Here is a 14690-nt window from a genome sequence, read left to right on the forward strand (position 1 = left end):
GCTACGCCACGAACGAACGCGGCGGTTCGGTGCCCCCGCCCGCGCCCGATTCCACCAGCCGGGCCGCGGCGGCCAGCCGGGCCGCGGCCTCGTCGGCCACCGGTCCGCCGACCGTGAAGGGCAGCCGGACGAAGCCCTCGAAGGCCCCGTCGACGCCGAACCGGGGGCCCGAGGGGACCCGGACGCCGACCCGCTCCCCCGCCTCGGCGAGCCGGGAGCCGGAGAGGCCACCGGTGCGGACCCAGAGGGTGAGACCGCCGCGCGGCACCGAGAACTCCCACTCCGGGAGCTCCCTGCGGACCGCGGCGACGAGCGCGTCCCGGTTCTCCCGCGCCTGGTCGCGGCGGAGGGTGACGGCCTCCTCCCAGCCGCCGGTGCGCATGAGCCAGTTCACGCCGAGCTGTTCGAGGACGGGCGTGCCGAGGTCGGCGTACGCGCGCGCGGCCACCAGGGAACGGATGACGTCGGGCGCGGCCCGGACCCAGCCGATGCGCATGCCCGCCCAGAAGGCCTTGCTGGCCGAGCCGACCGTGAGGACGGTGGAGCCGGCCGGGTCGAAGGCGCAGACCGGCCGGGGCATCTCCAGGTCGTCGTCCAGGCGGAGCTCGGCCATGGTCTCGTCGACGACGAGGACGGTGCCGGCCGAGCGGGCGGCGTCCACGAGCTGCCGGCGCTGGTCCTCGTCGGCCAGGGCGCCGGTCGGATTGTGGAAATCGGCCACCACGTACGCGAGGCGGGGTGCCGCGTCGCGCAGCACCTGCCGCCAGCGGCCCAGGTCCCAGCTGCCGAGCCCCTCGGACATGGCGACGGGCACGAGCCGGGCCCCGGCCTCCCGCATCAGCTGGAGGATGTTGGCGTACGACGGGGACTCGACGGCGATGCGCTCGCCGCGGCCCGCGAACAGGTGGCAGATGGCGTCGATGGCCCCCATGGCACCGGTCGTGACCATGATCTGTTCGGGCATCGTGGGGATGCCTCGCGCGGTGTACCGGTCGGCGAGCATCTGCCGCAGCGTGGGCAGCCCCGCCGGGTAGTCGCCGTGCGTGTGGGCGTAGGGGGGCAGTTCCTCGAGGGCGCCCTGGACGCCGCGGGTGAGCCAGGGCTCGGGCGCGGGCAGCGCCGCGCAGCCGAGGTCGATCATCGAGCCGAGCGCCTCCGGGGGCAGCGGTTCGAGGCCTCGCGCGGGCAGCGGGTTCCCGGCCGGTACGGCGGTCCAGCTGCCGGCCCCCCGGCGCGACTCGAGGAAGCCCTCGGCGCGGAGCGCCTCGTAGGCCGCGGCCACCGTCGTACGGCTGACGGTCAGGGCGAGGGCGAGTTCCCGCTCGGCGGGCAGCCGGGCGGCGACCGGGACCCGGCCCTCCAGGACGAGCAGCCGGATCCCGTCGGCCAGTGCGCGGTAGGCGGGCGGCTTCCGCGTCCCGGGTCCGGCGGGCCGCGGCTGCTGCGCCTGGAGCTGCCGGGCGAGCTGAGCCGGTCCTACCGCCGAAGTCCACTGGGCCATCGAAATCAGTCCACCTTCCTCGAATTGGCCATGGTTGGCACCCGTTCCATCGCCACAGAGTGTCATGAGCCAGTCCACTACCACCACCCTGGGGGGAAGAACCTTGTCCATCGCCTCCGGCCGCCACGGCCGGCACCTCACCCGTCAGCTCGTCCAGCTCTACGTGGGGCTGACGCTGTACGGGGTCAGCTCGGCGCTGCTGGTGCGCAGCGGTCTCGGCCTGGAGCCCTGGGGCGTGCTCCACCAGGGCCTCGCCGAGAAGACGGGCCTGACCATCGGCGTGGTGTCGATCATCGTCGGGGCCGTGGTGCTGCTGCTGTGGATCCCGATCCGGCAGCGGCCGGGGCTCGGCACGGTCTCCAACGTGTTCGCGATCGGCCTGGCGATGGACGGCACCCTGGCGCTCGTTCCGGACGTCCACGGCCTGGCGGGGCGGATCCCGCTTCTCGTGGCCGGCATCGTCCTCAACGGGGTGGCGACCGGCCTGTACATCGCGGCGCGGTTCGGCCCCGGCCCGCGCGACGGCCTGATGACCGGTCTGCACCGGCTCACCGGCCGCTCGATCCGGCTGGTACGCACGGCGATCGAGGTGGCGGTGGTCGCCACCGGCTTCCTGCTCGGCGGCTCGGTCGGCGTCGGCACGGTGCTTTACGCGCTGGCCATCGGGCCCCTCGCCCAGTTCTTCCTTCGCTGGTTCGCCGTTCCCGAGCCGGAGTCCGGAAGCACCGCGGTCGCCCCCGCGACACCGGAAGGCGCCATACTGCGGCGGTGACTCGCGTACGCCACCCCTACCTCGACCATCCCACGCCCCTCCCGTTCGCCCATCGCGGCGGCACGGCGAACGGCCTGGAGAACACCGCGGCCGCCTTCCGCCGGGCCGCCGCCGCGGGCTACCGCTACTTCGAGACCGATGTGCACACGACGTCGGACGGGGCTCTCGTCGCCTTCCACGACGCGACCCTCGACCGGGTCACGGACGCCTCGGGCCGGATCGGCGACCTGCCGTGGGCGGCGGTGCGGGAGGCCCGCGTGGCGGGCAAGGAACCGCTGCCGCTCTTCGCCGACCTCCTGGACGAGTTCCCGGAGGCCCGCTGGAACGTGGATCTCAAGGCCGAGTCGGCGCTGCGTCCGCTGGTGGACCTGATCCGCGAGAAGGACGCCTGGGACCGGGTCTGCGTGGGCTCGTTCACCGAGGCCAGGATCGCGCGGGCCCAGCAGTTGGCAGGCCCCCGGCTGGCGACCTCGTTCGGGGTGCGCGGGGTGATCGGGCTCCGGCTGCGCTCGTTCGGCATCCCGGCGGCGGTACGGGCCGGGGCGATCGCCGCCCAGGTCCCCGAGCGGCAGGGCGGCATCCCCGTGGTGGACCGCCGCTTCGTCCGGGAGGCGCACGCGCGCGGGCTCCAGGTCCATGTGTGGACGGTGAACGATCCGGCCCGGATGAACGCTCTCCTCGACCTCGGGGTCGATGGCATCATGACCGATCAACTGGAGACGCTGCGCTCGGTGCTGACCGAGCGGGGTGAGTGGGCCTGAGCGCGCGTCCCGGTGACACCGGGCCCGGATCACCGGGACCGTGCACGGGGACGAACGAGGGGGCGCGGCCTTGACCGCTGGAACCACCGAACCGGAGGAGTACGCCACCGATCCCGCCGAACGCAAGCGGGAGCAGCGGGGCTGGTACTTCTACGACTTCGCGTGCTCGGTGTACTCGACGAGCGTGATCACCGTCTTCCTCGGCCCGTACCTGACCTCGGTGGCGCGCGCGGCGTCCGACGCCGAGGGCTTCGTGCACCCGCTGGGCATACCCGTGCGGGCCGGCTCGCTCTTCGCGTACGCCGTGTCCGCCTCACTCGTGGTCGCGATCCTGGTGATGCCGCTGGCCGGCGCGGTCGCGGACCGTACGGGCCGCAAGAAGCCGCTGCTCGCGGCCGCGGCCTATCTGGGGGCTGCGGCGACGGCCGGCATGTTCTTCCTGGCGGGCGACCGGTATCTGCTGGGCACGTTCCTGCTGATCGTGGCGAACGCCTCCCTGTCGGTCTCGATGGTGCTCTACAACGCCTATCTGCCGCAGATCTCGGAGCCGGACGAGCGGGACGCCGTCTCCTCGCGCGGCTGGGCGTTCGGCTACACGTCGGGTGCGCTGGTCCTCGTCCTGAACCTGGTCCTCTACTCGGGCCACGACTCCTTCGGTCTCACGGAGGGCGAGGCGGTGCGGATCTGCCTGGCCTCGGCCGGTGTGTGGTGGGGTGCGTTCACCGTCATTCCGCTGCGGCGGCTTCGGGACCGGCGGCTCGGCCCGGCGGTCCGGGAGCGGGGCGCGGCCGGCAGCGGCTGGCGGCAGCTGCGGGAGACCCTCAAGGACATGCGGCGGCATCCGCTGACGCTCTCCTTCCTCCTCGCCTACCTCGTCTACAACGACGGCGTGCAGACGGTGATCTCGCAGGCCTCCGTGTACGGATCGGAGGAGCTGGGGCTCGACCAGACCACGCTCATCACCGCCGTCCTGCTCGTACAGGTGCTCGCGGTGGCGGGCGCGCTCGGCATGGGGCGACTCGCCCGGTCGTACGGCGCCAAGCGGACGATTCTGGGATCGCTCGCGGTCTGGACGCTGATCCTGGTGGCGGGCTACCTCCTGCCGGCCGGCGCGCCCGTGTTCTTCTTCTGTCTCGCGGCCGCGATCGGCCTTGTACTGGGCGGAAGCCAGGCTCTGTCGCGCTCGCTGTTCTCGCATCTGGTGCCGCGCGGCAAGGAGGCGGAGTACTTCTCGGCGTACGAGATGAGCGACCGGGGGCTCAGCTGGCTGGGTCCACTCGTGTTCGGTCTCGCGTATCAGCTGACCGGGAGCTACCGGGATGCCATCATCTCCCTGGTGATCTTCTTCGTGGTCGGCTTCGTCCTGCTCGCCCGGGTGCCGGTGCGGCGCGCGGTGGAAGCCGCCGGGAACCCGATACCTGACCGTATTTAGACGTGGCAGCGAAAGGGCGGTAGTGTACGCGTTTGGCCTGCCAGGCGGACCGTTACTGCGTGCTGCTTTGGTGAAGACACCGGGTCACATCTGCCGTCAGATGTGACAAAACGGGCACTGGTGGGTACAACAAGGGGCGGCACGACGGGCGACGCATGACCCGGCACGGGAATCTTTACCGCCGACCGGACGTTGACCGGATAACGACGACAGCGACACCTGTCCTGTGGGCGACAAGCCCGGGAGGCACGATTCATGAGTGAGCGAGCTCTTCGCGGCACGCGCCTCGTGGTGACGAGCTACGAGACCGACCGCGGCATCGATCTGGCCCCGCGCCAGGCCGTGGAGTACGCATGCGAGAAGGGCCATCGTTTTGAGATGCCCTTCTCGGTGGAAGCGGAAATTCCGCCGGAGTGGGAATGCAAGGTCTGCGGAATCCAGGCACTTCTGGTGGACGGGGACGGACCTGAGGAGAAGAAGGGCAAGCCTGCGCGTACGCACTGGGACATGCTCATGGAGCGACGCACCCGCGAGGAGTTGGAGGAGGTCCTCGCCGAGAGGCTGGCCGTCCTGCGTTCCGGCGCCATGAACATCGCCGTGCATCCGCGCGACAGCCGCAAGTCCGCCTAGCGGACGCACCGGTTAGTACAACGCCGCGGGGCCCGGTACACGAACTGTGTACCGGGCCCCGCGGCGTTTCCGTGTCCCGCTCCCCCACCGCCGTGAGGGAGCGGGACACGGATGGAATCAGGACGTCAGGGGCGGGCGGGGCTCGTCGGCCCGACGAGGGCCCTGAGCGGCGTCCTCGCGGATGACCTCACCCTGGACGACCTTGCCGTCCGGGCGGTGGATACGAGCCTGCTGAAAGGCATCCTGGAGGCTGCCGGGAGGCGCGGCGGCCATCCGGCGCTCGGCGGCCCTGTCCGCGTACCGCCCGAGGAGCGAGCGGACCGGGGGGATCAACAGGAGAAGGCCGAGGACGTCCGAGACCAGACCGGGGAGCATGAGGAGCAGACCGCCGAGCATCAGGAAGCCGTTGCGGTCCTCCGCGCCGGTCCGCTCGGGCGCCGACGGCACGGTGCCGGTCTGCGCGGCGGCCTGGGCCTGCTGGAAGGTCGAGCTGAGGTTGCGGAAGGCACGGCGGCCCGCCCGCTTGACGACGGCGGCACCGAGCACGATGCCGCCGACGAGCAGGGCGAAGACGGTCAGTCCGCCCGCCGCGTCCGCCACCACCGTGAGCAGCCAGATCTCGAGGACCAGCCAGGCGGCGACGGCGAGCGGAAGGAGGGTACGCGCGCGTGAGCGCTTGGGGGCGAGGGGAGGCGTTGCGCCGGTCGTCATGGTCCCCAGTGTGCCTGGCACCCCGCCGGAACGTCGTAAAGGAAGGATCAGTACGGGACGCGACCGGCAGGGGGTCAGGAGGCCTTGCGGCCGAGCATCCTGCCGACCTTCTCCGCCCGCGCCGACAGGCCCCAGCCGGTGACCCGCCAGAGCGCCTCGACCACGATGTTCCGGCTCATCTTCGAGTCGCCGATCTCGCGCTCCACGAAGGTGATCGGGACCTCGACGACATGGAAGCCGGCGGCGACGGCTCGACGGGCCAGGTCGACCTGGAAGCAGTAGCCGGCCGAGGCCACGTCCTCCAGGCCCAGGCCCTCCAGGGTCTCCTTGCGGAAGGCCCGGTAGCCGCCGGTGACGTCGCGGATCGGCACGTCGAGCATCACGCGCGAGTAGAGGCTGCCGCCACGGGAGATGAACTCGCGGGACTTCGGCCAGTTCACGATGCGGCCGCCCGGCACCCAGCGGGAGCCGAGGACGAGGTCCGCGCCCTTGAGGGCGGTGAGCAGCCGCGGGAGCTCCTCGGGCTGGTGGGAGCCGTCGGCGTCCATCTCGACGAGGACGCCGTAGCCGTGCTCGATGCCCCACCGGAAGCCGGCGAGGTAGGCGGCGCCGAGCCCCTCCTTGCCCTTGCGGTGCAGGACGTGCACATGGTCGTCCTCGGACGCGATCTCGTCCGCGAACTTGCCCGTGCCGTCAGGGCTGTTGTCGTCGGCGACGAGGACGTGCGCCTCGGGTACGGCTTCCCGTACCCGCGCGACGATCGGCTTGATGTTCTCCGCCTCGTTGTAGGTCGGAATGATCACCAAGGCCTTGCCGAGCGGGCCGTAACGCCTCTGGCCACCGTCGTTCACTACTGCCCCTTCGGATACATACACAGACCCCCACCATAGCGAGGTCCCCGGAGTGCTCCGGCGCGGCGGGTCGACTGTGAGGGGCGGGACGGCGGCCGGGCGGGGCCGGAGGCGCGGGCGAGGCGGCGGCCGGGCGGGGCCGGGCCGCAGGTGAGACGGGGGCCCGGCGGGGTCGTCCACACGTGTGAGGTGCGGTGCGGGGCCCGTCGTCCTTCGGTCCGACCCGGGATCCGCTGGCGGCGGATCGACCGAAAGCCGTTGTCTACTGAACGTCCGGGCCCCACCCGGGTCGCACCTTCCGCCGGAGAAACCTTCCCTCGCGGCCGAGGCGCGGGCGGCGTTCGGCGCATGCGTGGAGATGCTGTCCGGTCGGACGTCCTGTGGTGGACGCGGAGAACCTACCCGCCCCCGACGGTCGACTGTCAACACCCGCTTGACCTGCGAAGACTTCCCAAAAGGCCAGGCCGGAGGGGAAGATCCGCAGGTCGGGGACAAGCGTGCGGAAGGGGTGTCCCGAGTGGGACATATCCCTACATCACTCGTTCGGCCTTACGAACACCGGCTGTCCGTGCACGACCGTCCGCAGGCACACGGGGAGATCGACTCCGGGGGACAGATCGGGCAGACCGGGCGTTCCGGAGCGCGGGTCGGTGGACCAGCGGGCCACCCGGTCGTCGGGGGCCTGGACGACCAGCTCCTCGGTGCGCCAGACCGCGTAGTCGGCGGGTGCGCCGGGGACGAGCGTCCCGGCGTCGTCCCGGCCCACGGCCCGCCAGCCGCCCCGGGTGTGGGCGGTGAAGGCGGCCCGGGCGGAGATCCGGTGCTCGGGGGTGCGGTGGAACGCGGCGGCCCTGACGGTGCCCCAGGGGTCGAGCGGGGTCACCGGACTGTCCGAGCCGAAGGCCAGCGGGACACCGGCGCGCAGCAGCGCCGCGTACGGGTTGAGGGTGCGGGCCCGCTCGGCGCCGAGCCGGTCGGCGTACATGCCCTCCTCGCCGCCCCAGAGCGCGTCGAACGCGGGCTGGACGGAGGCGGTGAGGCCGAGCTCGGCGAAGGCGGCGATGGTCTCGGGAGTGAGCATCTCGACATGCTCGACGCGGTGCCGGGCGGCCCGGATCCTCGCCAGGCCGAGCTTCTCGGCGGCTGCCCTGACCCCCTCGACGACGGCGGTCACGGCGGCGTCCCCGATGGCGTGGAAGCCGGCCTGGAGGCCCGCCTCGGTGCAGGCCACGACATGGAGGGCGATGGTGGCCGCGTCCAGGTGGGCGGCCCCCGTGTGGCCGGCGTCGGTGTGGTCGGCGTACGGCTCGTGCAGGCAGGCCGTGTGGGAGCCGAGGGAGCCGTCGGCGAACAGGTCTCCGGCCGCGCCGAGCGCGCCGAGCGCGCGCGCCCGCTCGACGTCGAGGTCGGCCCAGTAGCCGACGACGCGGGGGCCCGCCTCGTCACGGGCCAGGTCCAGGAGTCCGGTGAAGTCCTCCTCGGAGGAGATGCGGGGGCCGCCGCACTCGTGCAGAGTGCCGATGCCGAGGGAGGCGGCCCGGCTCCGGGCCGCGCGCTGCGCCTCGGTGCGCTGGCGCGCGGAGACGGCGCCGAAGGCGGCGGCCCGCACGGCGTGGTGGGCGTCGCCGGTGAGCGGCAGCTGTCCGTCGTGGAAGCCGTCCAGGTCGCGGACGCCGGGGACGAGGTCCAGGAGGGCGGTGGTGACGACGGCCGAGTGGACGTCGATACGGGTGAGGTAGAGCGGGCGGCCGCCGGTGAGCTCGTCGAGTTCGGCGCGGGTGAGCGGACGGCGCTCGGGCCAGCGGGAGGCGTCCCAGCCGTGGCCGATGACGATGCGGTCCTCGGGGCGGGCGGCGGCGTGGGCGCGGATCAGCTCCGCCGCCTCGGCGAGCGAGGCGGCGGCGGACAGGTCGAGCCCGGTGAGGGCGAACCCGGTGGCGGTGGTGTGGACATGCGCGTCGACGAACGCCGGGGTGACGAGTGCGCCCTCCAGGTCGACCACCTCGTCCACGCCGGTGGCGAAGGCGTCGGCCGCGCCCTCCGAGCCCACCCAGGCGACGTGCCCGCGCTCCACCACCATGGCGGTGGCGAAGGGGTCGGCGGGGCTGTGGACTTCTCCACCGCGCAGCAGGACGGTGCGGTGTTCGGCGGGAGACGCAGGAGGCATGGACTCACTCATGCGACCAGGCTAGGACCTGCCGGGACCCGGTTTGTCCGGCAGGTCCCCCTCGGGGGCCGCACGCGCGCGTCGTACGGCCCGCGCAGACGTCGGCCGCATGGGCCCACGCGCGCGTGGCAGAGCCCTCACAGGGCGTTGTACGACCCCGCCCCGCGCGGCCGTCCCGGTCAGATGCGCGGCGGCCGCGCCTCGTACGGGGTGGAGAGGACGACGGTGGTGCGGCTGGAGACACCGGCCTGGGAGCGGATGCGGCTGAGCAGGTGCTCCAGCTCCAGCGGGGTGGCGACCCGGACCTTGAGGATGTAGTTCTCGTCACCGGCGACGCTGTGGCACGCCTCGATCTCCGGGATGTCGGCGAGCCGGTCGGGGGTGTCGTCGGGGGAGCTGGGGTCGAAGGGTTTGACCGAGATGAAGGCGGTCAGCGGCAGGCCGACGGCCTCCGGGTCCACGACGGCCGCGTAGCCGCGGATGACTCCGCGCTGCTCCAGACGACGGACGCGCTGATGCACCGCCGACGTGGACAGGCCCGTGGCCTTGCCCAGGTCGGTGTAGCTCATGCGCCCGTCCTTGACGAGCAATTCGACGATCTGACGATCCAGCTCCTCCATGCGGTGACCCTATTGCTCCCGGGGAGGAGCGGCACCGCCGGGGTCGACCGCAACCGGGCGGTATGGGTCATCACGGGGCACCTGCGGCGGGCATGTGACGAACACCACAGGTTTGCGTCCGGCCTGGGGTACTGCCACACGATTATGCGGACGGCCGCATGGGAAGTGCTTGCTGTGGTCGAGGCCGTACAGATCCGGCCGACCCACCCGAGGGGGAGATTCTCCATGCAGGAGCCTGTTGATTCGGTCGACACGTCCGAAGAGCTCGACGCGTACGACACCTTTGAGATGTTCCGGGTCATCTGCCCGGAGTGCGTGCAGCCGATCGCGCTGCTCGCCGACGAGGACGCGCTGCCGGAGCACGCGCTCTGCCCGACGCCGTGGAACCCCTTCGTCCTGACGGTCTGCCCGGGCACGGGCCTGTCGGCGACCGAGGCCCGCCCGGCCGACGAGACCCTGGAGGTCCAGGAGCAGGACACCGCCCTGCTCCTGACGCTGCCCCAGGGTCTCGACTGGCGCACGCAGCCCTTCTCGCACGTCGGCGGACCGGGCTCGCGCCCGATCCAGGTGCCGCAGATGCGGCGCGCGGCCTGAGGCACGTCCGGACGGGGCCTCCGGGCCCCTCCGCTCACCAGTAGCTTCCCCGCACCATCGCCGCCAGGGTGGCGTGGTGCAGGATCAGGCCGTCAGGGTCCGCGGGTACCTCGACCTCGCCGAAGTGGGCCTGTCGGTACGCGATCCTGAGCATCACGATCGCGTGCCGCAGCGCCGCGTAGAGGGTGTGGAACTCCATGTCGCGCGGGGAGTGTCCGGTGAGTTCCGCGTAGCGCCGTTCGACCGCGTCGCGCCCCAGGAATCCGGGCAGCCCGGGCTGGCCGAAGCCGACGGTCAGATCCTGGAAGAAGCGGTGCAGGTAGACCGCCCAGCCGAGGTCGACCTCGCGCGGGACACAGGCCGCCATCTCCCAGTCGAGGACGGCGGCGGGGACGAACCCGTCGTAGACGATGTTCCCGATGCGCGCGTCGCCCCAGCCGAGGACGGCCGGGCCCTCGTCGGCCGGCCAGTGCGCCTCCAGCCAGTCGAAGGCCGACTCGATGAGCGGCGAGGGCGCGAGCCCGTCCACCACCCAGGCGTAGTAGGCGCGCTGGGCGTCGACATGACGGCGCAGTGGCGTCCCCGGGCCGTCCGGCAGCAGGAACTCGGCCTCCTTCGCCGGGAACTGGTCGTGCAGCCGGGCGATGACGGAGACGGACTCGGCTTCCAGCAGGGCGCGTTCGTCGTCGGTGGCGGCGTGCAGCCAGTTCCCCTCGTACGTGTAGGGCATGACGTCCGGGGGAACCCGGCCCTCGGCGCGGGCCATGACGAAGAAGGGCGCGCCGAGCGGCTCGGGGTCCTCTTCGAGCCACAGCACGCGCGGTACGGGGATGTCGGTGTGCTCGCCGACCAGCCGCATGACCCGGTGCTGGCGGGCCATGTCGTAGACGGGGAAGACGGTGTACGCCGCGGGGTCGGCGGCCAGCCGCAGGGCGCAGCCGCGGACCGGGGCGTCCGGGTGGTCGAGGTCGAAGAGCAGGGTCTCGCTGGACATGCCGTTGGAACCGGGCACGGCGAGCCCGGTGACACGGGCGCCGGGCAGACGCCGGTCGAGCCAGGCGGTGAGCCGGCGCCCGAGCTCCTCGGGGTCGCGGGTGGTGGTGCGGGGGCGGGGCGCAGAGGTCAAGGGGAGCTCCTCGGAGGGCCGTTGACGTGGAAGGGATCGACGGTTCGGCATTCGGCGCAAGGGGCCGTCGACTCAGGAGGACCCGGCGCGAGGGGCCGCCGAGGAAGCGCGTCGGCGGTCCGCTCGGCGCGGGGGGATGAAGACTCCTCGGCGGGCCGCTCGACGCGCGGACGAGAGGCCGCTCAGCGCGCCGTCGACGTGTGGTCGGTGAAGCCGCTGGGGTCGTGGCGGCCGAACGAGCCGTGCTCGAAGATGCCGTAGCCGGTGTGGCCGTCGAGGGTGAAGCGGGCGGCGTGGTCGGTGACGCCGTACGCCGCCATGGGGTGGGCCGCCGGATCCGTGAGGTCGTAGACGCGCCGGTCGGTCCAGCCGCGACCCTGCCAGGTGCCGTGCTGCCAGTCGGTGGCGGGCGGGTAGCCGGCGCCGACGGCGAGCGGGGAGGAGGCGAGGATGTCGACGCCGATCTCCAGGGGCTTCCCCGTCGGGTCGGTGAGATGGACGGTGGCCCGTTCCGGGTGGCGGGTGCCCGTGCGGTAAGTGATCTCGGTGCGGGGCCAGCCGAGTTGGGTGTCGCGGTGGCCGTTCCGTACGAGCAGGGCCTCGTTGAGGGTGCGGTAGCCGTCGGCGTCCTCCTGGGCGATGACCATGAGGAAGCGGTCCTCGAAGCGCATCGGGACCCAGAGCCAGTGGAAGCCCTCGGGGCGGAACTCGGCGCCGCGACCGGGCTCCTCGCCGGGGATCGGGCGGACGCCCCAGCTGCGGTCGCGGGTGCCGGTCCACTCCCCCGGCGTGACCGCGAACTCCTCGCCGCCTGCCCTGATCGTGCCCGTGCAGTGGCCGGCCTGGACGAAGCGGCGGCCTTCCAGGGTGAGGCGGCCGCCGTGGCGCTGGGTGTGGTGGGGTTCCCAGACGGCGGGGAAGTCGCCGGTCCAGCTCAGGTCGTACGAGAGGCCCTCGGGGTCGTCCGGATCGGCCGCGCAATGCAGGGAGAGGCGCTTGAGGGGCTCGTCGACGGTGATGGCGAACGGGCCGACGGAGAGGTTCATCCGGTCGTCGCCGAGTGCGTCGGAGGCCCGGACGGCGTGCAGCCGGTCGCCGACGCGGAGGGTGGCGTAGGCGTCGACGACCCCAGTGTTCGGGTAGACCCCGAGACCGGCGATGAGCAGGGCGCGGCCGGTGTGGTCGAAGACGTGGAAGATGCACCGGTCGTAGGCGTTGCGGTCGCCGCTGACGTGGTGCTTCATCGAGAGCGGGGCCTGGTGCACGGGGTATTCGTCGAGTGCGACGGGCCGGTCGTCGACGTGCCGGTGCACGGACATGGCTGACCTCCTGGTCGGCGAGCGCGTGTCTTCCGCGAGGGAAACTGACGGTACGTCAGGTGCGCGCCGGGGGGCCAGAGCCGTGCACCGGGTACCGGACGAACTGCCGCTCGAATCCCCTGGGCGGTGACCACGGCCGCCGGGGCGCGTTGGTCCGGGCATGACCACGCTGTACACGACGCCCAGCGGAATCGGTCGGCACCGACAGGCCGAGCCGCGCCTTGAAGAATCGGTTCCTCATCCGCCGTCGGCGCCCGCGCCGACGGCCACGGCGGCGCATCCGCCCGCACCGGTGCCCATCCCCGTACCGGCGCAGGCGCCCGCGCCGACCCACCTCCCCGCCGACCCGCCCATCTACAAGGCCGTGCTCTCCCTCTGGGCGAGCCAGGGACGCACCCTGCCGGGCCACCGTGACCAGGAGTGGGCGCGGCTCGCCTCGGGCCCCGTCTGGGCGGACCGCACGGTACGTGTCAGCGGGACGCTGTTCCGGCCGGGCGACGGGCGGTGACCACCCGCCGGAGCTGACGGGAACGGACGCGGACGCGCGGTGTGGCCGGGGACGGCTCCGGCGTGCCCGGCGCGTGAACCGGCCTGCCTAGCGCTTCACGCGGTAGCGCAGGTACACGACCCTGGGGCCGAACGTGCGGGTCTCGACGAGTTCGAGCTCCACCTGGCGCTCGTCCCGGGCGAAGAACGGGATGCCACCGCCGACCAGCACCGGGTAGACCATGACCTGGTACTCGTCGATCAGGCCCAGCGCGGCCGCCTCGGCGGCGAGCGTCGCGCCGCCGATCGCGATGTCGCCCTCCCCCGGCTCGGCGCGCAGCCGCTCGATCTCCTCCGCCAACCCACCGGAGGCAAGGCGGGCATGGCCCTGCACCTCCGTCAACGTGCGGGAGAAGACCACCTTCGGGAGCGGATTCCAGAGCTCGATCCACTCGCGGCCCGCGTCGTCGAGCGACGGATCCTGGTCGGCGGTCTCCCAGTACAGCATCGTCTCGTACAGCCGTCGCCCCAGCAGATGGACGCCGACGCCCCGGATCTCGTCGATCCAGAACCGGAAGACCTCGTCCTCGGGGGCCGTCCAGTCGAAGCCGCCGTCCGGCCCGACGATGTAGCCGTCGAGCGAGACGCCCATCGAGTACGTCACGCTGCGCATCAGAAGTCCTCCTCGGGAAGGGGAGCCCCGCGCGGAGATCGTCGCGAAGGCGCGTGCTGCTGCCCTGCTACCTTCCCCCCTTCAGCAGCGATCGGCTGATCACCACACGCTGAATCTGGTTCGTGCCCTCGACGATCTGAAGCATCTTCGCCTCCCGCAGATACCGCTCCACGGGGAAGTCCGCCGTGTACCCGTACCCGCCGAGCACCTGTACCGCGTCCGTCGTGATCTGCATGGCGGCGTCCGAGCAGAACAGCTTGGCCATCGCCGCGCGACGCCCGAAGGGCCGCCCCTCGTCCCGGAGCCGGGCCGCCTCCAGATACAGCGCACGGCCCGCCTCGATCCGGGTCGCCATGTCGGCGAGCAGGAAGCGGATCCCCTGGAAGTCGGCGATCGGCCGGCCGAACTGCCTGCGTTCCACGGCGTACGCCAGGGCCACGTCCAGGGCCGCCTGAGCGAGCCCGACCGCGCAGGCGGCGATGCCCAGCCGCCCCGAGTCCAGGGCGTCGAGCGCGATGGCGAAGCCCTGCCCCTCCGCGCCGAGGCGCCGCGCGTCGGGGACCCGTACCCCGTCGAAGTGGAGCTGCGCCGTGGGCGAGCCCTTCATGCCCATCTTGCGTTCGGGCGGGGCCGCGCTCAGCCCCGGCGCGTCCCCCGGCACCAGGAAGGCGGTGATGCCCCGCGCCCCCTCCTCGCCGGTCCGGGCCATGACCGTGCAGAAGTCGGCGATCCCGCCGTGGGTGATCCAGGCCTTGGTGCCGTCGATCACCCAGTCGCCGCCGTCGCCGGCCCTGACGGCCCGGGTACGGAGCGCCGCCGCGTCCGATCCGGCGGAGGGCTCGGAGAGGCAGTACGCGCCGAGAAGGCCGCCGCCGAGCATCGCGGGCAGATGGGCGGCACGCTGCTCGTCGGTGCCGTAGCGGGCGAGCGCGTGACAGGACAGGCTGTGGACGCTGACGCCGAGCCCGACGGTGAGCCGGGCCGCGGCCAGCTCCTCCAGGACCTGGAGGTAGACCTCGTACGGCTGACCGCCCCCGCCGTGTTCGG

The 14690-nt window shown here is 72.6% G+C and carries 15 protein-coding genes; 6 read left to right on the plus strand and 9 right to left on the minus strand.

Annotated elements, in window-relative coordinates; all coding sequences use genetic code 11:
* Position 1: 1 nt before the first annotated feature.
* A complete protein-coding gene (locus E0F75_RS38080; RefSeq protein WP_229315593.1) occupies positions 2-1501 on the minus strand; it encodes a PLP-dependent aminotransferase family protein in 1500 nt (499 codons plus the stop codon).
* A 103-nt stretch (positions 1502-1604) separates the two neighbouring features.
* Here E0F75_RS38080 and E0F75_RS38085 point away from each other — a divergent pair, with 103 nt between their 5' ends.
* From E0F75_RS38085 to E0F75_RS38100, 4 genes are all read left to right on the plus strand, one after another.
* Positions 1605-2273, plus strand: a complete 669-nt coding sequence (locus E0F75_RS38085; RefSeq protein ID WP_374115510.1) for a YitT family protein — start codon at positions 1605-1607, stop codon at positions 2271-2273.
* Complete coding sequence (locus E0F75_RS38090; RefSeq protein WP_229315595.1) at positions 2270-3034, plus strand: glycerophosphodiester phosphodiesterase; 765 nt, start codon at positions 2270-2272, stop codon at positions 3032-3034. Before E0F75_RS38085 ends, E0F75_RS38090 begins: the two co-directional genes overlap by 4 nt.
* A gap of 70 nt (positions 3035-3104) precedes the next feature.
* The gene (locus tag E0F75_RS38095; RefSeq protein WP_229315596.1) at positions 3105-4466 is read left to right on the plus strand and encodes an MFS transporter; all 1362 of its coding nucleotides are present in this window, start codon (positions 3105-3107) and stop codon (positions 4464-4466) included.
* Positions 4467-4721: 255 nt separating this feature from the next.
* Complete coding sequence (locus tag E0F75_RS38100; RefSeq protein ID WP_015032218.1) at positions 4722-5096, plus strand: RNA polymerase-binding protein RbpA; 375 nt, start codon at positions 4722-4724, stop codon at positions 5094-5096.
* A gap of 117 nt (positions 5097-5213) precedes the next feature.
* Here the strand turns inward: E0F75_RS38100 and fxsA are convergent, their stop codons facing one another.
* From fxsA to E0F75_RS38120, 4 genes are all read right to left on the minus strand, one after another.
* Entirely contained in the window at positions 5214-5807 is a 594-nt protein-coding gene (gene fxsA / locus E0F75_RS38105; protein WP_229315597.1) for an FxsA family membrane protein, read from the minus strand.
* Between the two features lie 74 nt (positions 5808-5881).
* Entirely contained in the window at positions 5882-6658 is a 777-nt protein-coding gene (locus E0F75_RS38110) for a polyprenol monophosphomannose synthase (protein ID WP_229315598.1), read from the minus strand.
* Between the two features lie 535 nt (positions 6659-7193).
* Entirely contained in the window at positions 7194-8837 is a 1644-nt protein-coding gene (locus E0F75_RS38115; protein ID WP_229315599.1) for an amidohydrolase, read from the minus strand.
* A 167-nt stretch (positions 8838-9004) separates the two neighbouring features.
* Positions 9005-9445 carry an Lrp/AsnC family transcriptional regulator gene (locus E0F75_RS38120; RefSeq protein ID WP_073818744.1) on the minus strand — a complete coding sequence of 147 codons (441 nt, stop codon included), beginning with the start codon at positions 9443-9445 and terminating at the stop codon, positions 9005-9007.
* A gap of 225 nt (positions 9446-9670) precedes the next feature.
* Between E0F75_RS38120 and E0F75_RS38125 the strand changes: the two genes are divergently transcribed.
* Positions 9671-10039, plus strand: a complete 369-nt coding sequence (locus tag E0F75_RS38125; protein ID WP_229315600.1) for a hypothetical protein — start codon at positions 9671-9673, stop codon at positions 10037-10039.
* Between the two features lie 34 nt (positions 10040-10073).
* Here the strand turns inward: E0F75_RS38125 and E0F75_RS38130 are convergent, their stop codons facing one another.
* Together E0F75_RS38130 and E0F75_RS38135 are read right to left on the minus strand one after the other, a co-directional pair.
* Entirely contained in the window at positions 10074-11165 is a 1092-nt protein-coding gene (locus tag E0F75_RS38130; RefSeq protein ID WP_229315601.1) for a phosphotransferase family protein, read from the minus strand.
* Positions 11166-11347: 182 nt separating this feature from the next.
* Complete coding sequence (locus tag E0F75_RS38135; RefSeq protein WP_229315602.1) at positions 11348-12484, minus strand: hypothetical protein; 1137 nt, start codon at positions 12482-12484, stop codon at positions 11348-11350.
* Positions 12485-12644: 160 nt separating this feature from the next.
* On the opposite strand from E0F75_RS38135, the gene E0F75_RS38140 reads away from it, so the two are divergent.
* Positions 12645-12992 carry a hypothetical protein gene (locus tag E0F75_RS38140; RefSeq protein ID WP_229315603.1) on the plus strand — a complete coding sequence of 116 codons (348 nt, stop codon included), beginning with the start codon at positions 12645-12647 and terminating at the stop codon, positions 12990-12992.
* An 87-nt stretch (positions 12993-13079) separates the two neighbouring features.
* Here E0F75_RS38140 and E0F75_RS38145 read toward each other — a convergent pair whose 3' ends face one another.
* Together E0F75_RS38145 and E0F75_RS38150 are read right to left on the minus strand one after the other, a co-directional pair.
* On the minus strand, positions 13080-13643 hold the full coding sequence (locus tag E0F75_RS38145; RefSeq protein WP_229315604.1) for a dihydrofolate reductase family protein: 564 nt from the start codon (positions 13641-13643) through the stop codon (positions 13080-13082).
* A 67-nt stretch (positions 13644-13710) separates the two neighbouring features.
* Positions 13711-14690 (minus strand): acyl-CoA dehydrogenase family protein (locus E0F75_RS38150; RefSeq protein WP_229315605.1); only part of this gene is annotated, 980 nt, incomplete at its 5' end.

Origin of the sequence: Streptomyces sp. CB02980 (genome assembly GCF_014451325.2) — a bacterium.
In the GTDB taxonomy this organism is placed as follows: domain Bacteria; phylum Actinomycetota; class Actinomycetes; order Streptomycetales; family Streptomycetaceae; genus Streptomyces.